We start from the raw sequence: 18,468 nt of genomic DNA, 5'->3' as shown, positions 1-18,468 counted from the left end.
ATTGACGCATTCGTAAAAAATACAAAACACACAACTACAAAGTCACAGATTAGAGGTTCCCCGCGTATGGCCACCATCGCCTACCCACAATCGTACTACGCCGCCTCGGCCAATCCGGTGCCACCGCGTCCTGCCCTGCAGGAAGAAGTACAGACCGACGTCTGCGTCATCGGCGCCGGCTACACCGGCCTGTCCAGCGCCCTGTTCCTGCTGGAGAACGGCTTCAGCGTGACCGTGCTGGAAGCGGCCAGGGTCGGCTTCGGCGCTTCGGGTCGCAACGGCGGCCAGATCGTCAACAGCTACAGCCGCGACATCGATGTCATCGAACGCACCGTCGGCCCGCGCCAGGCACAGCTGCTGGGCCAGATGGCCTTCGAAGGCGGGCGCATCATCCGCGAGCGCGTGGCCAAGTACAACATCCAGTGCGACCTGAAGGACGGTGGCGTGTTCGCCGCCCTGACCAGCAAGCAGATGGGCCACCTGGAATCGCAGAAACGCCTGTGGGAGCGCTTCGGCCACACCCAGCTGGAACTGATGGACAAGAACCGCATCCGCGAAGTGGTGGCCTGCGACAACTATGTTGGCGGCATGCTGGACATGAGCGGCGGCCACATCCACCCGCTGAACCTGGCACTGGGCGAAGCCGCTGCCGTGGAATCCCTGGGTGGCAAGATCTACGAGCAATCGCCGGCCGTGCGCATCGAGCGCGGTGCCAATCCGGTGGTGCACACCCCGAACGGTCGCGTGCGCGCCAAGTTCATCATCGTCGCCGGCAACGCCTACCTCGGCGGCCTGGTGCCTGAGCTGGCAGCCAAGTCGATGCCCTGCGGCACCCAGGTGATCACCACCGAACCGCTGAGCGACGAACTGGCCCGCACCCTGCTGCCGCAGGACTACTGCGTCGAAGACTGCAACTACCTGCTCGACTACTACCGCCTGACCAGCGACAAGCGCCTGATCTTCGGCGGTGGCGTGGTCTACGGTGCCCGCGACCCGGCGAACATCGAGGCGATCATCCGTCCGAAGATGCTCAAGGCCTTCCCGCAGCTCAAGGACGTGAAGATCGACTTCGCCTGGACCGGCAACTTCCTCCTGACCCTGTCGCGCCTGCCGCAGGTCGGCCGGATCGGCGACAACATCTACTACTCCCAGGGCTGCAGCGGCCACGGCGTGACCTACACCCACCTGGCCGGCAAGGTCCTGGCCGAGGCCCTGCGCGGCCAGGCCGAGCGCTTCGACGCCTTCGCCGAACTGCCGCACTACCCGTTCCCGGGCGGCCAGATGTTCCGCGTACCATTCAGCGCCATCGGCGCCTGGTACTACTCGCTGCGTGACCGTCTGGGCGTATAAGCCCCAAGGGCGCCTTCAGCGCCCGATCGCGTCGACGGCCCGCCGCGCGGCCTGCTCCTGGCCCGCCTGGGCCAGGTCGTTGGCGGCCTTGAGCCAGCGCTGCCGGTCCACCCGGGCCGGCAACTGCTGGGGTTGCTGCACCAGCACCGCCCACGCGCCCTCCTTCTTCCAGGCAGATTCGAACGAGTCGAAGTCCATCGGCATCCGCCGATTGTTGCCCGCGCGCAGCAGCACCCGTTCCTTGTAGCGGTCATAGCCGACCATCAGGGCATAACGCGGCTCGCTCCAGAACGCCGAACCCTCCTGGTAACGCACCAGCACCGGATACCCTGCCGCCACCTGGGCCAGCAAGGCCGGCAGGCTGCTGTCCAGCGGATACACCACCATCCCGTACTGCCGCGCCACGGTCGCCATCGATTGCTGCAGGCGTTCCTGGTCCTTCGGCAGCTTCAGGGCTTCTTCCACCATGCCCGGGGTGATGCGCACGCCCTGCTGGGAGAGGATCGCCGCCAACGCCATCGGTGCGCTCTGGTGGGCGTTGCCGCGGAAGAACGGTACCGAGCTGAGCTCGACCCGCTGCGGCAGTTGCTTGAGTTCGGCGGGAGGCTGGCTGGCGCAGCCGCCGAGGGTGGCGGCCACGAGAAGCGCCGCCAGCAGGCGACGCGGTGTTGCACAAAGGATCGGCATGGGTCCTCGCTTGGACTGTCGCCGGGCAGACAGCGCCCGGCCCTGAGGGGCGATCATAGGCCGACGGACGGCGCAGGCATAGCCCGTGGCCGGCTTGGAACAAAGCGGTCTGAGCGCCAGACCTTTGTTCAATACCCTGAAATAAATGAGCATCTAGACTGAAGGGGTGTCTGAACTACAGGTCCCGCCTGTAATGACAAAGGAGGCAACCATGAGCCTGACCATGGCCATCTTCATGTTGATCGCAGCCTGGCTGAGCGTCGCCGCTGCAATGTTGTGGGGCGTACTGCGCATCGCCCGTCGCCATCACCTGCACCACCAGGACCCGCATCCGCAGGCCAAGCCACTGGGGCCTGTCCATCGCCGTGCCCCGCGTCGCCCCGCCAGCGCCCACTGATCCGCGTCAAGAATAACGAGCATAAAAAAGGGGCTCCATCAGAAGCCCCGTAACTTACTGCACGCAACAGATTCCGTTGTCAGCCCTCGACCGCCTCGCGACGCTGGCGAGCACGACGGGACATGATGTTCAGCACTTCGATCGCGGTGGAGAACGCCATCGCCGCATACACATAGCCTTTCGGTACATGGGCGCCGAAGCCTTCGGCGATCAGGGTCATGCCGATCATGATCAGGAAGCCCAGGGCCAGCATCACCACCGTCGGGTTGTCGTTGATGAATTTGGCCAGCGGATCGGCGGCCACCAGCATCACGATCACGGCGCTGATCACGGCGATGATCATGATCGGCAGGTGCTCGGTCATGCCCACTGCGGTAATGATGCTGTCGATCGAGAAGACGATGTCCAGCAAGAGGATCTGGCCAATGGCCGCCGCGAAGCCCAGGGTAATGGTAGACGAGGCTGCGGATTCTTCCTTGGCCCGCGGATCCACGCTTTCATGGATTTCCTTGGTGGCTTTCCACAGCAGGAACAGGCCACCGGCGATCAGGATCATGTCCTTCCACGAGAAGCTCTTGCCGAGGATGTCGATCACCGGCTCGGTCAGCTGGACGATCCAGGCCACGGTGCTGAGCAGCGCCAGGCGCATCACCAGGGCCATGCTGATACCGATGCGACGAGCCTTGGAGCGGAATTCCACGGGCAGCTTGTTGGTCAGGATCGAGATGAAGATCAGGTTGTCGATGCCGAGGACGATCTCCATGGCCACCAGGGTGGCCAGGGCGACCCAGGCGGTCGGGCTTGCAGCGAGTTCCAGCAGGTATTCCATGAATCAGATCCTGAATTGTCGATTATTGAAAAAATAGATCAGATTTTCTGACCGTCAGCTTCCTTGGGTTGTTCTTTCTCCGCCTTCTGCGAGCCGGTGGCTTCGCTCAACGCCTGCTGGGCCGCTTCGTTGGTCTTGTCGATGGCCTGCTTGGCCGACTCGGCGGCCTGGTTGAGCACCTGCTGGGCGGATTTCTCGGCCTGCTCGCAGCCGGTCATGGCGAACAGGGCGAGTACCAGGACCAGGGGCGTACCGATGGATTTGATGTCGAGCATGTTGTCCTCACTGGAATGTCGTCGGTGCCGGGAAAAACCGCACCGCAATGACGAGGCATTCTAGTGAGCTGAAATCTTCAGAAAAATTCGTATTTTCAGCGGGTATACTTCGGTTTTTCCGAATCGAGACCCGCCATGCTCAACTACCGGCAGATGCACTACTTCTGGGTCGTGGCCAAGACCGGCAGCATCGTCCGTGCCTGCGAACAGCTGAACCTGACTCCGCAGACCATCAGCGGACAGATCAGCCTGCTGGAACAGACCTACGGCATCGAGCTGTTCCAGCGCGTCGGGCGCCAGCTGGAACTCACCGAGACCGGGCGCCAGGCGCTGTCCTATGCCGAGCAGATGTTCCAGATCGGCGGCGAGCTGGAAGCCATGCTGCGTGCCCAGCCCAACGAACAGCAGGTGCTGTTCCGCGTCGGCGTGGCCGACGTGGTGCCGAAATCCATCGTCTATCGCTTGATCGCACCGACCATGGAGCTGGCCGAGCCGCTGCGCATCAGCTGCCGCGAGGACAAGCTGGAGCGCCTGCTCGCCGACCTGGCGATCCAGCGCCTGGACCTGGTGATTTCCGACAGCCCGATGCCCGGCCACCTGGATATCAAGGGCTACAGCCAGAAACTCGGCGAATGCGGCATCAGCTTCCTCGCCACTCCGCAACTGGCGGCGCGCCAGCCCCTGCCCTTCCCCGCCTGCCTGCAACATGCGCCGCTGCTGATTCCCGGCCAGGAAACCATGGTGCGCAACCGCCTGCTGCGCTGGTTCGCCGAGCAGCAGTTGCAGCCGCGGATCGTCGGCGAGTTCGACGACAGCGCGCTGATGCAAGCCTTCGGCAAGTCCGGCAGCGGCATCTTCATCGCCCCCAGCGTGATCGCCGAGGAAATCTGCCGGCAGTACGACGTCGAGCTGGTCGGCCAGACCGATGCGGTCACCGAGTCGTTCTATGCCATCTCGGTGGAGCGCAAGGTCAAGCACCCCGGCATCGTCGCCATCACCGAGGGCGCGCGGCGCGAGCTGTTCAACTGGCCGCTGGCGTGAGGCGGCCCAGCCACAGGGCGACGAGCACGGAGAGGACGATCAGCAGCGCAGCGACATAACCGACGCTGGCAAGGCCGAGGTGTTCGATCACTCGCCCACCGATCACCGCGCCCAGGCCGATGCCGAGATTGCCGCCGGCGACGTTGAGCGAGGCGCCAAAAGCCGGCGCCGTCGGCGCGGCCTTGATCACCCGCACGTGGCTGACCAGGAACAAAGCCGCCTGGGTACAGCCCCACAAGGCCAGGGCCAGCACCAGGCCAGGCGGCGAATGGATCAGCGGCACCACCATCAGCAAGGCGACCGCCAGCAACCCGCAGAACCCCGCCGAAGCCAGCAGCGGATGGCGATCCACGGCCCGCCCGCCAAGGCTGTTGCCGATCAGGCCGACCGCGCCGAAGCCCATCAGGTACCAGCCGACGGTCTTGCCGTCGAAGCCGGCCAGGCGCTCCAAAAGGTCGGCGAGGTAGGTGTAGGCGGTGAACATGCCACTGAACACCAGCACCGAGAGCAGCACATGGCCTTGCAACAGCCGCCCGCGCAGCAGGCCGAACTGGCTGCGCAACGAGGTCGCCTGGCTCTGCCGCGGCGTGTGCGGCAGGTAGCGCCAGAGCAACAGCGCCTTGAGCAACGCCAGCCCGGCCAGCAGGGCGAAGGCCGCGCGCCAGCCGAAGGCATCACCCAGCAGGGTACCGAGGGGAATGCCGAAGACCATGGCGCAGACCACGCCGAAGCTGATCTTGCTGATGGCTCGCCCGGCATAGGCCGGGCCGACGATATCCACCGCCGTCTCGCTGGCCAGCGACCAGAACACCGGCAGGCCCAGGGCCGGTACCAGCCGCGCCACGGCCATCACCGCATAGTTCGGTGCCAGCGCCGCCAGGGCGTTTGACGCGGCGAACAGCAGCAAGACCCCGACGAACAGGCGCTTGCGCTCCAGCCGCGCGCACCAGGCGGTGAGGAACGGGCCGAAGCAGGCCACGGTGAAGGCGAAGAAGGTCACCAGCAGTCCGGCCTGGGGCACGCTGACCTCAAGGTCGCGGGCAATCCCCGGCAGCAGGCCGACGATCAGGAATTCGGTGGTAAGGACGGTGAAGCCGGCCGCGGCCAGCAACAGGATAGGCAGGAACATCCAGACTCCAACTCGGAACGGCCGCGCATGGTACCAGCGGCACCGACGAGTGCCATCGGTAATGACCACCGCCCTGTGCTAAAGTCCCGCCCTTTTTTCACGTTCCTCATACATCCGCGTACAAGAATCCGAGAAAACCCGCACATGATGCCCCTTTTGAAACTGCTCAACCGCACCAGCCTGGTGCTGCAAATCATGATCGGCCTGGTGGCCGGCATCGTCCTGGCCCTGGTCGCCCCCCAGGTCGCGGCGAGCCTGGCCTTCGTCGGCAAGCTGTTCGTCAGCGCATTGAAGGCGGTGGCACCGATCCTGGTGTTCATCCTGGTCATGGCCTCGATCGCCAACCACAAGCACGGCCAGGAAACCCATATCCGCCCGATCCTCGTGCTGTACCTGTTCGGCACCTTCGGCGCGGCGGTGGTCGCCGTGGTGGCCAGCATGCTCTTCCCCTCGCAACTGGTACTGAGCGCCGGCGACGCACAGATGAGCGCCCCCGGCGGCATCGGCGAAGTGCTGCAGGGCCTGCTGCTGAGCGTGGTGGACAACCCGGTCAAGGCCCTGATGGAAGGCAACTTCATCGGCATCCTGGCCTGGGCCATCGGCCTTGGCATCGCCGTGCGCCATGCCGGCGAGACCACCCGCACCGTGCTGGACGACCTGTCCAACGGCGTGACCCTGATCGTGCGCGTGGTGATCCGCTTTGCACCGCTGGGCATCTTCGGCCTGGTCTCCGCGACCCTGGCCCAGTCCGGCCTCGACGCCCTGCTCGGCTACCTGCACCTGCTGCTGGTGCTGATCGGCTGCATGCTGTTCGTCGCCCTGGTGATGAACCCGCTGATCGTCTGGTGGAAGATCCGCCGCAATCCGTTCCCGCTGACCCTGCTGTGCCTGCGCGAGAGCGGCATCACCGCGTTCTTCACCCGCAGTTCGGCGGCCAACATCCCGGTCAACCTGGCCCTGAGCGAAAAGCTCGGCCTGCATGAAGACACCTACTCGGTGTCGATCCCGCTGGGCGCCACCATCAACATGGCCGGCGCAGCGATCACCATCACCGTGCTGACCCTGGCCGCCGTGCACACCCTGGGCATCGCCGTCGACCTGCCCACCGCGGTGCTGCTCAGCGTGGTCGCCGCCGTCTGTGCCTGTGGCGCTTCCGGCGTGGCCGGCGGCTCGCTGCTGCTGATCCCGCTGGCCTGCAGCCTGTTCGGCATTCCCAGCGAAATCGCCATGCAGGTGGTGGCGGTAGGCTTCATCATCGGCGTGCTGCAGGACTCGGCGGAAACCGCGCTGAACTCCTCCACCGACGTGCTGTTCACCGCCGCGGCCTGCGAAGCCGAGGCACGCCGCGCCTGATCGCCCCGCGACCGGTGGCGCAAAGCCATTGGTCGCTTGTGTTTTACCCTGCCGCACACCTAGGCTAGTGGCCCTTTCCTTGTACCGAGACAGGGCCATGTCCGCCGATCACGAAACCTCCGCCGTCCGTTTCACCCCTGCCGAAATCCGCATTCTCGGCTCGCTGATCGAGAAACAGGCGAGCAACCCGGAAACCTATCCCCTGACCCTCAACGCGCTGATGCTGGCCTGCAACCAGAAGACCAGCCGCGAACCGGTGATGAACCTGACCCAGGGCCAGATCGGCCAGAGCCTGCGCAACCTCGAAGGCCAGGGCCTGGTGCGCCTGCAGATGGGCAGTCGTGCCGACCGCTGGGAACAGCGGGTGGACAAGGGGCTGGAGCTGGTGCCGGCGCAGTTGATCCTGATGGGGCTGATGTTCCTGCGCGGGCCGCAGACCCTGAATGAACTGCTGACCCGCAGCCAGCGCATGCATGAGTTCAGCGACACCGACGAGGTGTTGCACCAGCTGGAACGCCTGATCGCCCGCGACCTGGCCCTGCACCTGCCGCGCCAGGCCGGGCAGCGCGAGGACCGCTATACCCATGCGCTGGGCGATCCCGAAGAGATCGAAGCGATCCTCGCGGCGCGCCAGCAAGGGCCGGAGCGAGTGGCCAGCGGCGTGTCGGCGGAGCGGATCGAGGCGCTGGAAGCCAGGATCGCGGCGCTGGAAGAGCGTCTGGCCAGGCTGGAAAGCTGACGCAAGCGCTTGTAGGAGCGGGTTCGTCACACGACAAGCCAACGCTCATAGAACACCACATAACTCATTGATTTAGCGGGGACTTGTGGGAGCGGGTTTACCGGAACGCCGGACCGCCGCGATTGCGATTGGTGAATTCACTTGCGTAATCGCGGGTAAACCCGCTCCCACAGGGTTCGCGTCGTTCTTCAGGTCAGCCTCGCGCGAACGCCACTGCCCGCTCCACCTGCTCCCGGCTCGGGCGCACCCCGGTGTACAGCACGAACTGCTCCAGCGCCTGCAATGCAATCACCTCCAACCCGGTGATGACCTGTTTGCCACGCCCCTCGGCCGCCACGATCAAGGGCGTGCGCGCCGGCATCGCCACCACGTCGAACACTGTCTGCGCGTCCTCGATCGCCTCCTCGGCGAACGCCAGCTGCTGCGCCTCGGCGCCACCGGCCATGCCGATCGGCGTGACGTTCACCAACAGTGACGGCCGCAACTCGCCCAGCGAGGCCCGCCACTCATAGCCACAGTTCGAGGCCAACTGCCGTCCGGCGTCTTCGTTGCGGGCAACAACGGTGCCGAGGGCAAACCCGGCATCGCGAAACGCGCAGGCCACCGCCTTGGCCATCCCGCCACTGCCACGCAAGGCAAAAGTTTGCCGAGGATCCAGGTCATGCTGCTCGATCAGCTGGCGCACCGCGATGTAGTCGGTGTTGTAGGCCTTCAGGTGCCCATCGGTGTTGACGATGGTATTCAGCGAATCGATGGCCGCCACCGACGGATCCAGCTCGTCCACCAGCGCGATACTGGCCTCCTTGTACGGCATCGACACCCCGCAACCGCGAATGCCGAGGGCGCGGATCCCGCCGACCGCCGCCGGCAGGTCCTGGGTGGTCATGGCCTTGTAGTAGTAATCCAGCCCCAACTGCTCGTACAGGTGATTGTGGAAGCGCACGCCAAAGGTGCCGGGGCGCCCGGCCAGGGAGATGCACAGGACGGTGTCTTTGCTGGGGGTCATCACGGACTCCTGAAAACCACGGAAGTCGACAGTATGCCGACCGCCTATCGGCCCTTACAAAACCTTTACCAAGCCCCCCGGCGAAACCTTTTGAAATAGTGGTCATAGTGGTATCCCCGACCCGTTCTACGGGCGGTGTTATGCCCTGCGAGGAGTCAACATGAATCGTCATATCCCCGGTATCGCCCTGCTGATCGGTGCCATGGCCCTGTCCGGACAAGCCTCCGCCCACGGCGGTGGCTGGGGACCGGGTCCGGTGATCGGCGCGGCCGTAGTCGGCGCCGTGGTGGGTGCCGCGGTGTCCGGTGGTCGCGACCGTACGGTGGTCGTCGAACAGGCCCCGGCCTACTATCCGCCGCCCCCACCGGCGCCGGTGTACTACCAGCCGCCACCGCCCCCGGCGGTCTATTACCAGCCGTACCCCGTGGTCGAACGCTATGTGCCGGCACCGCCGCCGCACTATCGCCGCTACTACGGCCCGCCACCGGTCTACTACGGGCCTCCGCGCTGGTAGTTGGTTTCATCAATGACCACTATTGAGAACACTGATTTCTCGCTGCCCGCATCGACATCTAAGGTACGAGCCATGAGTTCAGCAACTGGAGTAATCAACATGGCCACGATCAACATCATGTCCGTTGTCGGCAGCGCAGTCCCACCCGCACTGAGGGAGCTGGGTCTCCTGGCCTGCTGGTACCTGGTCCGCGACGGCGAGAAGATCGGCGGCCCGATCACTTCGCTGCCGGATGCCGAGGCCCGCGCCCGCGACATCGCGCAGGAAACCTTCAAGGCCTGACTCGACCCGCTTTCCCTTGTGCGTTGCTCCGCACACCTCCCCTTGCCCCGCCTTCATGGCGGGGCTTTTTATTGCCCGGCGGTTTCCTCCAGCAGTTGCTCCAGCACCAGGCGCAGCGCCTGCGGCTGGCTTGCACCGCTTTGCCGGGCCAGGGCGAACGCTGTCAGCTGGCGATCGGCACTGGTGCCGAACAGCAGGATCGAGGCGGCCTGGGCGAAGGCCTGGCGCGCTTCGTCGGAGGCCGGCTGCAGGCGGTTGGCAGTTTCCTCCAGCCACTGCCGCGCGGTGTGCGAGCCACCGTCCTCGTCCAGGTATTGCCCGCGTCGCCCCAGGCGCAGGGCCCGCCAGTAGTTTTCCTGCTCGCGCCACAGCGACGCTGCGTCCGGCGCGGGACAGGGGCCGGGCTGCGCCACCGCCCACGTCACCATCTCGCGGAACAGTGCCGCGATGCACAACGCGTCCTCCAGCCGTGGGCAGGCATCGCTGATGCGCAGCTCCAGGGTCGGGAAACGCGCCGACGGGCGCAGCGCCCACCAGCAATCGCTGTCCGGGCGCAACGAGCCGCTGTCATGCAGGAAGGCCAGGTAGCGCTCGTAGGCCGCCCAGTCCGCCAGGGGTTCCGGCAGCCCCATGCGCGGCCACTCGCCGCAGAGCACCCGGCGATAGCTGCAATAGCCGCTGTCCTCGCTCTCCCAGAAAGGCGACGAGGTGCTGAGCAGCAGGAGCAAGGGCAGCCAGTGGCGAATGCGGTTGACCACCGCGATCCGGTCGATGTCGGGCGGCACGCCGACATGCACGTGCAACCCGCAGACCACGCTGCGACGCGCCACCTGGCGGTAGTCCTCGAACAACTGCCGGTAATGCGCCTGCTGGGTCGGGCGCTGGGTGCGCCAGTTGCCGAACGGGTGACTGCCGGCATTCAGCAGGCCCACGCCGTGGCGCGCCAGGCGCAACGCCAGCTGCTCGCGGCGCAGGGTGAGGAAATCCCGAGCCTGGGCGATGCTGCGGAACACCGGCGACGCCAGTTCGATCTGGCAGCGGAACATCTCCTCGGCAAAATGCTCGCCAAGCACCTCCCGGCACTCGGCCAGCACCGCTGGCGACGGCGCATCCAGCAGGCGACCGCTGTCCAGCGCCACCAGCAGGTATTCTTCCTCGATCCCGAAGCTGCACCCTTGCGCCATGGTTCAGGCCCGCCGGGTCACGGTCAGGGCCACCGCCGCGATGCGCTCGACCCGCTCGTAGCCGGGTTCGAGCAACTGCTCGCCGAACACATCGGGATCCACTTCTTCGTAGAACCAGGCCCAGCGTTCGCCGTGCAGCATCCCGCGCAGGCCGTCGAGAAACGGGTCCTGGCCATCGACCATGGCTACGCCGGTGTACAGCAGCAGGCTGCCGCCCGGGGTGAGCCGGTCGAGGGATTCACGCACCATGCGCAGCGACAGGCCTTCGCCGAGCTGGCCGCCACCGTGGCGGTAGGTACGCCGGCGTGCGTCGAGCATATAGGGCGGGTTGGCGACGATCAGATCGAAGGTGCCGGTGATGCCGTCCAGCACATCGCTGTATTCCACCGAGACATTGCCCAGCTCGGCCAGGGCCACGTTGACCGCGGCGTAACGCAGGGCGAGCGGATTGATATCGAGGGCGCTGACCTGGGCATGGGGCCGCGCCCGGGCCATCAGCAAGGCGCCGATGCCGGTGCCGCAGCCGATCTCAACCGCATGTTCGATAGGCGTGGCAACGTGGCGCAGATGGTCCTCGATGACCCGGGCGAAGCGATAGCTGTCCGGACCGAAAAACACCGCGTCCGCGGTGTCGGTGGGATAGCTCGAATGCACCAGCAGCAGGCCGTCGACGCTGGACCAGCGCACCTGGCTCTGCAGGCGTCCCTGGTGCGGACGGACGATTCCGGCCTCGCGCATGTGCTGCAGTTCGTCCGGCGACAGCAGCGCTTCATCGAACGGCAGGTTCCAGCCGAACACATCGCGCAAGGTCGGCGCCGTCCCCTTGCCCGCACGGGCCTGGTAACGCTGCTGGGTCAACGGCGTGACACAGGTGAAGCGGTAGCCATCGGCATGCAGGCGTCGCCCCAGGTGCAACAGGGCCTCGTCACTCTGGCGTTGCTGGTCGGTCAGTTGCATGGGCAATGGCCCCCCTTCAGGCCGGTCAGTTGCAGGTAACGACGGGTGGCTGCGAGGCCAGCCGGGGTGGCGTGGCGATCGCCGGCCATCTGCTCGATCAACCGGGTCATGGACATCTCTTCAACCAGTGGCGGCAGCGCCATGTCGGGGAAAGCCACCGGCAGCGGACGCTGCTTCGGTGGTGTCCAGTCGCCGGCGATCCAGTCATGCAAAAGCTGCTTCTCGTAAGGGCTGAAGACCCCGAACATCGCCGCTTGCGGGCCCTCCACCAGGTTCCAGAAACGGCTCTCGGCCGGATCGCGATCGCGCAGGATCCAGCGCTGACGCTGGAGTACCTCAAGGAACGCGGGGAAGCTGCCGGGCGCCGACAGCCATTCGTTCACCGTGCGCCCATCGAAGCGGCAGCGGTCGGAATGCAGGTGCCGGGCAAAGGCGCGCTTGCGCTCCAGGGCGGCCAGCAGTTCGCTTTCCAGGTCGAAGCCGGCGGCGATGTCCATCGAACCGGCGCCGAGGTCGTTCAGACGATAGCCGCGGGCCAGGCGCTTGTAGAACAGGCCGCCATCCTGCTCCGGCCAGAACTGGCGCACCGCCTCCAGGGCCTTGTTGGCGTGGCCGGTGCAGGCATTGTCGATGGTCACGTGAAGACGGAAGTAATGCGGGTCGATGCCCAGCTCTTCCAGTTCGTGACTGCTGATCAGCAAGTGCAGGGGCAATTGTTCGTAGCCGAGGTTGTAGCCCAGCACTTCCGGGAGGAAACGCTCGGTGTTGAAGCCCAGCGCCAGTTGCAGCGCGCCTTGCAGGTAGCGTTCGTCGGCCAGGGGCAGTACCTCGTGGCAACCCAGTTCGCCGAGCAGGCGGCGGAAGATCACCACGTGGTTACAAGCCGGATCACCGTCTCCGAGCTCTTCCAGGTAGATGCGGATCAGGCCGTGGTAGCGAGGATCGTCCCAATGGCGCAGCACGCCATGCAGCCAGGCACCGTCGACGAGCTTGGTCGGGGTGACCTGCTGGAGGAAGTACAGGGCATGGGCGCGGCTGCCGAACATGCGCCGTGGTGCACCGCTGCGGCGCGCTGCCAGGTAGTCGGCGTAATGCCGGGCCACGCTGGCGGTGCGCGCAGCTGTCCAGTTGGCGAGCTGGTCCGGGGTGGCCGGTAAATCATCCGTCAGCGAATCGGCCCGGCGCAGTTGCGCCGCCAGCCAGGATTCGCTGTCGCCGACTTCGCCTCGCAGCAGTTCGAAATAAACCGATTCGAAACTATCGGCCCGCATGACGGGGCTGGCCGTGACTTCGCCTGTATCCGGCATTCGACCCATGGCGCTATATCCCCTGCATGACCTGTTGGCTATCTATGCAAGGGAGGGGAAAGATGAACCACAAGTTCAGAAAGATTGCCCCGCGACAATGGAGAATGCGCGGGCGCCGTTAGGCTGGCGGGGTCCAAGGCGATTAAAGATTATTCATATTCGAACTAAGGCCCGGACGGCAATCGACAGGTTCCGAGCCATACTCCAGAATGTCACGCTTAGAAAAATAAAAATCCTTGCACTGCCAACGACATACCTTCTTTTAGTGAGCACCTACGTGAAAACCTCTCTTTCGATTCTCAGTCTGCTGTTGTTGCTCACTGGCACTGCCGGCGTCACGTCCACCGCCGTTGCCGCCCAACCTGCCGCCCAGGTCCAGCGTGATCCTGCCAAGCTGCACCTGGCCTCCGGCAGCGCCATGCTGGTCGATCTGCAGACCAACCAGGTGCTCTACTCCAGCCATCCCGACATGGTCCGCCCGATCGCCTCGGTGACCAAGCTGATGACCGCCATGGTGGTGCTCGACGCCAAGCAGTCGATGGACGAGATGCTGACCATGACCATCGCCCAGACCAAGGAAATGAAGGGCGTCTACTCCCGCGTGCGCCTGGGTAGCGAGCTGAGCCGCCGCGAAACCCTGCTGATCACCCTGATGTCCTCGGAAAACCGCGCCGCGGCGACCCTGGCCCACCACTATCCGGGCGGCTACGGCGCCTTCATCAAGGCGATGAACGCCAAGGCCAAGGCGCTGGGCATGAGCAGCACCCGCTATGTCGAGCCCACCGGCCTGTCGCCGAACAACGTGTCCACCGCCCGCGACCTGACCAAGCTGCTGCTGGCCGCGCGCAGCTACCCGCTGCTGAGCGAGCTGAGCACCACCCGCGAGAAGACCGTGGCCTTCCGCAAGCCCAACTACACCCTGGGCTTCCGCAACACCGACCATCTGGTGAACAAGCCGAACTGGGACATCAAGCTGACCAAGACCGGCTTCACCAACGACGCCGGGCACTGCCTGGTACTGCTGACGAAGATGGACAACCGCCCGGTGGCGATGGTGATCCTCGATGCCTTCGGCAAGTACACCCACTTCGCCGATGCCTCGCGCATGCGCCAGTGGCTGGAAACCGGCGCGACCAAGCCGGCGCCGGCAGTAGCGGCGCGCTACAAGGCCGAGCGCAGCCAGAACCGGCCACAGGACTGAGCCAAACGAAAAGGCCCGGCGTGATAGCCGGGCCTTTTTCTTTGCCTGAAGAAAACTCAGGCAGTGGTGCTCACCGAATTGCCGGCACTGCTGCTGCCGGCTTCGGTCAGCGCCTGCAGCAGCGCCGACGTCGCCTGCAGCAACTGGCCGGTGACAGTCGCCACGGCGGCCTGGGCTGCCGCGACGCGCACGGCCTTCTGTTCGTCTTCCTTGCTGGCCATGGCGGCCTGCAATTGTTTCTGCTGCTCGGCCAGCTGCTGCTGCAGCTTCTTGACCTGCTCGCGCAGTTGCTTGATTTCCTGGGATTCGCCGGAGTCCTCGGTGGACGACTTGGTCGCCGCCGGCGCGCCTTCGCTGCGCAGCTTCGACATGTCGCCACGCACCTGGCCGTCCGGTACCGCCGAAGGGTCCGAGGCGACGTTGGTCTTGTTGGTCACGTTGCTGACAGTGCCGGCAACCGACAGGTTGGATGCCAGGGCTTTGAGGTAATCGGCCATGAGAGAAAGCGTCCTGAAATAAGAGATCCGAACAGGCCATCGGCCGTTACCGGCAAATCTTTAATGATCCCGCCAACGGTAAATTTCCCGCCCCGCTCTTCGTCCTTCCCCTGACACCCGACCACTGCCCACCTGAATCGCGACCGAGATGGCAATGACCAAACCCCGCTCCCGCAAAGCCTTGTACATCGGCCTGCCGCTGGCCCTGGCGCTCGGCATCGGCGCCGCTGTCGGCGGCTGGCTGTACTGGAAGAACGACGCCGGCTACCCGCGCAAGATCGTCGAGCAGGCCAATGCCCTGCACGAGCACATGATTTCCTTCGACAGCCACATCACCGTGCCGCTGGACTTCGGCAGCGCCGGGCGCGAGGCGGACAAGGACGGCCCGGGCCAGTTCGACCTGGTCAAGGCCGGACGCGGGCGCCTGTCCGGCGCGGCGCTGACCATCTTCGGCTGGCCGGAACTGTGGAACGGCCCGAACGCCCCGCACCGCCCCACCGCCGGCTTCGTCGACGAGGCACGCCAGCAGCAGGAAGTGCGCTACAAGATCATCACCGGCATGGTTCGCGACTTCCCCAACCAGGTGGGGATTGCCTACACCCCGGACGATTTCCGCCGCCTGCACGGCGAAGGCAAGTTCGCCATCTTCATCAGCATGCTTAACGCCTACCCGCTGGGCGACGACCTGTCGCAACTGGACCTGTGGACCGCCCGCGGCATGCGCATGTTCGGTTTCAACTACGTCGGCAACAACCCCTGGTCCGACTCGTCGCGCCCCCTGCCGTTCTTCAACGACACCGCCGACGCCCTCGGCGGCCTCGCGCCGATCGGCAAGCAGGCAGTGGCCCGGCTCAACGACCTCGGGGTGATCATCGACGTGTCGCAGATGTCGACCCTGGCCCTGGAACAGGTCGCCGGGCTCAGCCGCGCCCCGCTGGTGGCCTCGCACTCGGCGCCGCGGGCGCTGGTGGATATCCCGCGCAACCTCAGCGACCGCGAACTGCAACTGATCAAGGACAGCGGCGGCGTAGTGCAGATCGTCGGCTTCCCGACCTACCTGCGGCCACTGAGCAAGCCGACCCTGGACAAGCTCGAAGCCCTGCGCGCGCGCTTCGACCTGCAGCCGCTGCAAGGCCTGGCCAACGCCCTGATGCCCGGCGACGCAGTGATCGCCATCTGGCCGGAAAAGCGCTTCGGCGACTACGCCAGCAACCTCTACGGCATCGTCGACCAGGAGCCCAAGGCCGGCCTCAAGGAGCTGGGCGACGCCATCGACTACGCGGTGAAGAAGATCGGCATCGACCATGTCGGCATCGCCTCCGACTTCAACGACGGCGGCGGCCTGGCCGGCTGGAAGGATGTCAGCGAGATCCGCAACATCACCGCCGAGCTGCTGACCCGCGGCTACAGCGAGGCGGACATCGCCAAGCTGTGGGGCGGCAACTTCCTGCGGGTCTGGGAGCAGGTGCAGAAGAGCGCCCGCCCCGTCGCCGCCCTTACATCCAGCACCGGATCGCCTGCGCCATGACCGACCGCCGTACCTTTCTCAAGCAGGCCGCCATCCTCGGTGCCGGCCTGCCGCTGGCCAGCAGCCTGGCCACGGCCAGCGCAGCGACCAGCGGCACGCCGTCGTTCAACGGGGCAGACAAATGGCGCCAGTTGCGCGAGCTGTTCCCCCTGGACCGTGATACCGCGCACTTCGCCAACTTCCTCATCACCGCCCACCCGCGCCCGGTGCAGGAGGCCATCGACCGCTACCGCCACGACCTCGACCGCAACCCTGCGGCGCTGATGGACTGGGAAAGCCAGTACGAATGGAACCGCGAGGACGAGGTCCGCGAGTGGGCCGCGCGCTACCTGGCGGTACGTCCGCGGCAGATCGCCCTGACCGGCAGCACCACCGAGGGCCTGGGCATGATCTATGGCGGCCTGCAGGTGGCCGCCGACCAGGAAATCCTCACCACCGTCCACGAGCACTACTCCACCCACAAGACCCTGGCCTTCCGCGCCCGCCACCAGGGCACCCAGGTGCGCAAGCTGCGCCTGTTCGACAAGCCGTGGGAGGTCTCCAGGGACCAGGTGCTGACCACCATCGACCAGGCCATCCGCCCCAGCACCCGCGTGCTCGGCATGACCTGGGTGCATTCCGGCAGCGGCGTCAAGCTGCCGGTGGGCGAGATCGGCGAGATCGTGCGCCGGCACAACCGCGACCGCGACGAAGGGCAGCGCATCCTCTACGTGGTCGATGGCGTGCACGGCTTCGGCGTCGACGACTGCAACTTCGCCGACTTCAACTGCGACTATTTCATTTCCGGCGTGCACAAGTGGATGTTCGGTCCGCGCGGCACCGGGATCATCTGCGCCGCCTCGGAACAGATGGGTCCGCTGACCCCGACCTTCGCCACCTTCTCCCAGGAAGAAGATTTCGCCACCATCATGACCCCCGGCGGCTACCACGCCTTCGAGCACCGCTGGGCCATGGGCAAGGCCTTCGAGCTGCACCTGCAACTGGGCAAGGCCGACGTCCAGGCACGCATCCACCAGCTCAACGACCGGCTCAAGGAACGCCTGCTGGAACACCGCCAGATCCAGCTGGTGACCCCGCGCAGCAGCGAGTTCTCCGCCGGCTTCACCTTCTTCCGCATCAAGGACCGCGACCCGGACGCCATCGCCGCCTACCTGGTGGACAACAAGGTGATGTCCGACGCGGTGAACCGCGATGTCGGCCCGGTCATCCGCCTGGCCCCGGGCCTGCTGAACAACGAGCAGGAAATCGATCGGGCCATGGCCCTGCTGACCAAGAAACTCTGAAAGAAGGCCCTGCGATGACGCTTACCCTCCCCCGCCTGACCCTCGCCGCGCTGCTGGCGGCCGCCAGCCTGTCCGCTGGCGCCGCCGAGCAGAAACCCGGCACGGTGCTGCGCGACTGCAAGAGCAGTTGCCCGGAAATGGTCGTGCTGCCCGCCGGCAGCTTCATGATGGGCACCCCGGACGATGAACTGGGACGCCAGCCGGACGAAGGCCCGCTGCATGAAGTGACCTTCGCCAGGCCGTTCGCCATCAGCCGTTTCCAGGTCACTGCCGGGGAATGGGATGCCTATGTCCGCGAGTCCGGGGCGAAGATCGCCGACGGCGATACCCGCCCCGGCCGCGAATGCAAGGCCGGCAAGCCGCGCTACAAGCAGGGCCCGCGGCAGCCGGCGGTGTGCATGGACTACCACGATGTCGAGGCCTACGTGGCCTGGCTGTCGAAGAAGACCGGCAAGCATTACCGCATGGTCAGCGAGGCCCAGCGCGAGTACGCCGCCCGTGCCGGCAGCAGCGGGCCCTTCCCGTTCCCGCTGGATCCGGATGCGGAATACGAAATCAGCCAGCACGCCAACGTCTACGGGCCGAAGGATGGCTACAGCTTCACCTCGCCGGTGGGCAGCTTCCCGGCCAACGCCTTTGGCGTGTACGACATGCACGGCAACGTCTACGAGTGGGTCGCGGACTGCCATCACGGCAGTTACGTCGGCGCGCCGAGCGACGGCAGCGCCTGGAAGGAAGCGGACTGCAAGGTGGTGCAGATCCGCGGCAACGACTGGGGCGAGGCGCCGATCTTCTCGCGCTCGGGGAACCGCAACAATCTCTACCCGAGCACCCGCGGGGACTGGATCGGGTTCCGGGTGATCCGCGAACTCTGAAGGCCAACGAAGGAGGAACACAGTCAGCACATCA

The 18,468-nt window shown here is 65.6% G+C and carries 20 protein-coding genes; 11 read left to right on the top strand and 9 right to left on the bottom strand.

All coding sequences use genetic code 11. The features are described 5' to 3' along the window. The first annotated feature begins 66 nt into the window (after nt 1-66). A complete protein-coding gene (locus tag V0R59_RS15730) occupies nt 67-1,350 on the top strand; it encodes an NAD(P)/FAD-dependent oxidoreductase (protein WP_330075181.1) in 1,284 nt (427 codons plus the stop codon). A 15-nt stretch (nt 1,351-1,365) separates the two neighbouring features. Here V0R59_RS15730 and V0R59_RS15725 read toward each other — a convergent pair whose 3' ends face one another. Beyond that, on the bottom strand, nt 1,366-2,094 hold the full coding sequence (locus tag V0R59_RS15725; protein ID WP_330075180.1) for a PA2778 family cysteine peptidase: 729 nt from the start codon (nt 2,092-2,094) through the stop codon (nt 1,366-1,368). A gap of 154 nt (nt 2,095-2,248) precedes the next feature. On the opposite strand from V0R59_RS15725, the gene V0R59_RS15720 reads away from it, so the two are divergent. Continuing rightward, entirely contained in the window at nt 2,249-2,434 is a 186-nt protein-coding gene (locus V0R59_RS15720) for a hypothetical protein (RefSeq protein ID WP_330075179.1), read from the top strand. A gap of 79 nt (nt 2,435-2,513) precedes the next feature. Here V0R59_RS15720 and V0R59_RS15715 read toward each other — a convergent pair whose 3' ends face one another. Together V0R59_RS15715 and V0R59_RS15710 are read right to left on the bottom strand one after the other, a co-directional pair. Next, on the bottom strand, nt 2,514-3,263 hold the full coding sequence (locus V0R59_RS15715; RefSeq protein ID WP_330075178.1) for a TerC family protein: 750 nt from the start codon (nt 3,261-3,263) through the stop codon (nt 2,514-2,516). A gap of 38 nt (nt 3,264-3,301) precedes the next feature. Next, nucleotides 3,302-3,538 (bottom strand): hypothetical protein, encoded by a 237-nt coding sequence (locus tag V0R59_RS15710; RefSeq protein WP_330075177.1) that lies wholly within the window; start codon nt 3,536-3,538, stop codon nt 3,302-3,304. 135 nt (nt 3,539-3,673) lie between these two features. On the opposite strand from V0R59_RS15710, the gene nhaR reads away from it, so the two are divergent. Then, nucleotides 3,674-4,579: a transcriptional activator NhaR gene (gene nhaR / locus V0R59_RS15705; RefSeq protein ID WP_330075176.1), complete on the top strand. Its 906-nt coding sequence runs from the start codon at nt 3,674-3,676 to the stop codon at nt 4,577-4,579. Here the strand turns inward: nhaR and V0R59_RS15700 are convergent. Beyond that, nucleotides 4,560-5,708 (bottom strand): MFS transporter, encoded by a 1,149-nt coding sequence (locus tag V0R59_RS15700; protein WP_330075175.1) that lies wholly within the window; start codon nt 5,706-5,708, stop codon nt 4,560-4,562. The two genes, nhaR and V0R59_RS15700, sit on opposite strands and share 20 nt — an antisense overlap. A gap of 144 nt (nt 5,709-5,852) precedes the next feature. Here V0R59_RS15700 and sstT point away from each other — a divergent pair, with 144 nt between their 5' ends. Beyond that, complete coding sequence (gene sstT / locus V0R59_RS15695) at nt 5,853-7,061, top strand: serine/threonine transporter SstT (RefSeq protein ID WP_330075174.1); 1,209 nt, start codon at nt 5,853-5,855, stop codon at nt 7,059-7,061. A 97-nt stretch (nt 7,062-7,158) separates the two neighbouring features. After that, nucleotides 7,159-7,800, top strand: a complete 642-nt coding sequence (locus V0R59_RS15690; protein WP_330075173.1) for a YceH family protein — start codon at nt 7,159-7,161, stop codon at nt 7,798-7,800. Between the two features lie 193 nt (nt 7,801-7,993). Here V0R59_RS15690 and V0R59_RS15685 read toward each other — a convergent pair whose 3' ends face one another. Then, nucleotides 7,994-8,806, bottom strand: coding sequence for a shikimate 5-dehydrogenase (locus V0R59_RS15685; RefSeq protein WP_330075172.1), 813 nt, complete (start codon nt 8,804-8,806; stop codon nt 7,994-7,996). 160 nt (nt 8,807-8,966) lie between these two features. Here V0R59_RS15685 and V0R59_RS15680 point away from each other — a divergent pair, with 160 nt between their 5' ends. Then, a complete protein-coding gene (locus tag V0R59_RS15680; protein ID WP_330075171.1) occupies nt 8,967-9,320 on the top strand; it encodes a hypothetical protein in 354 nt (117 codons plus the stop codon). 99 nt (nt 9,321-9,419) lie between these two features. After that, nucleotides 9,420-9,602, top strand: coding sequence for a hypothetical protein (locus V0R59_RS15675; RefSeq protein WP_330075170.1), 183 nt, complete (start codon nt 9,420-9,422; stop codon nt 9,600-9,602). Between the two features lie 68 nt (nt 9,603-9,670). On the opposite strand, the gene V0R59_RS15670 is transcribed toward V0R59_RS15675, so the two are convergent. The 3 genes from V0R59_RS15670 to V0R59_RS15660 are packed head-to-tail and all read right to left on the bottom strand — an operon-like array spanning nt 9,671 to nt 13,050. Continuing rightward, complete coding sequence (locus tag V0R59_RS15670; RefSeq protein ID WP_330075169.1) at nt 9,671-10,786, bottom strand: carboxylate-amine ligase; 1,116 nt, start codon at nt 10,784-10,786, stop codon at nt 9,671-9,673. Nucleotides 10,787-10,789: 3 nt separating this feature from the next. Beyond that, nucleotides 10,790-11,743, bottom strand: coding sequence for a class I SAM-dependent methyltransferase (locus V0R59_RS15665; RefSeq protein WP_330075168.1), 954 nt, complete (start codon nt 11,741-11,743; stop codon nt 10,790-10,792). Then, on the bottom strand, nt 11,734-13,050 hold the full coding sequence (locus V0R59_RS15660) for an iron-containing redox enzyme family protein (RefSeq protein WP_375547379.1): 1,317 nt from the start codon (nt 13,048-13,050) through the stop codon (nt 11,734-11,736). The genes V0R59_RS15665 and V0R59_RS15660 overlap by 10 nt, the downstream gene beginning before the upstream one ends. A gap of 277 nt (nt 13,051-13,327) precedes the next feature. Between V0R59_RS15660 and pbpG the strand changes: the two genes are divergently transcribed. After that, on the top strand, nt 13,328-14,251 hold the full coding sequence (pbpG, locus tag V0R59_RS15655) for a D-alanyl-D-alanine endopeptidase (protein WP_330075167.1): 924 nt from the start codon (nt 13,328-13,330) through the stop codon (nt 14,249-14,251). Nucleotides 14,252-14,307: 56 nt separating this feature from the next. Here the strand turns inward: pbpG and V0R59_RS15650 are convergent, their stop codons facing one another. Continuing rightward, nucleotides 14,308-14,748 carry a hypothetical protein gene (locus tag V0R59_RS15650; protein WP_330075166.1) on the bottom strand — a complete coding sequence of 147 codons (441 nt, stop codon included), beginning with the start codon at nt 14,746-14,748 and terminating at the stop codon, nt 14,308-14,310. 154 nt (nt 14,749-14,902) lie between these two features. Here V0R59_RS15650 and pvdM point away from each other — a divergent pair, with 154 nt between their 5' ends. The 3 genes from pvdM to pvdO are packed head-to-tail and all read left to right on the top strand — an operon-like array spanning nt 14,903 to nt 18,434. Continuing rightward, nucleotides 14,903-16,276 carry a pyoverdine-tailoring dipeptidase-like protein PvdM gene (gene pvdM, locus V0R59_RS15645; RefSeq protein WP_330075165.1) on the top strand — a complete coding sequence of 458 codons (1,374 nt, stop codon included), beginning with the start codon at nt 14,903-14,905 and terminating at the stop codon, nt 16,274-16,276. After that, a complete protein-coding gene (gene pvdN / locus V0R59_RS15640; protein ID WP_330075164.1) occupies nt 16,273-17,559 on the top strand; it encodes a pyoverdine-tailoring periplasmic protein PvdN in 1,287 nt (428 codons plus the stop codon). Before pvdM ends, pvdN begins: the two co-directional genes overlap by 4 nt. 14 nt (nt 17,560-17,573) lie before the next feature. Then, nucleotides 17,574-18,434, top strand: a complete 861-nt coding sequence (gene pvdO, locus V0R59_RS15635; protein ID WP_330075163.1) for a dihydropyoverdine dehydrogenase — start codon at nt 17,574-17,576, stop codon at nt 18,432-18,434. Nucleotides 18,435-18,468: the final 34 nt, after the last annotated feature.

Source organism: Pseudomonas ulcerans (assembly GCF_036324125.1).
Classification (GTDB): Bacteria; Pseudomonadota; Gammaproteobacteria; order Pseudomonadales; family Pseudomonadaceae; genus Aquipseudomonas; species Aquipseudomonas ulcerans.
The sequence above is the reverse complement of the archived record's forward strand: the minus strand, read 5'-3'. Positions and strand labels throughout refer to the sequence as shown.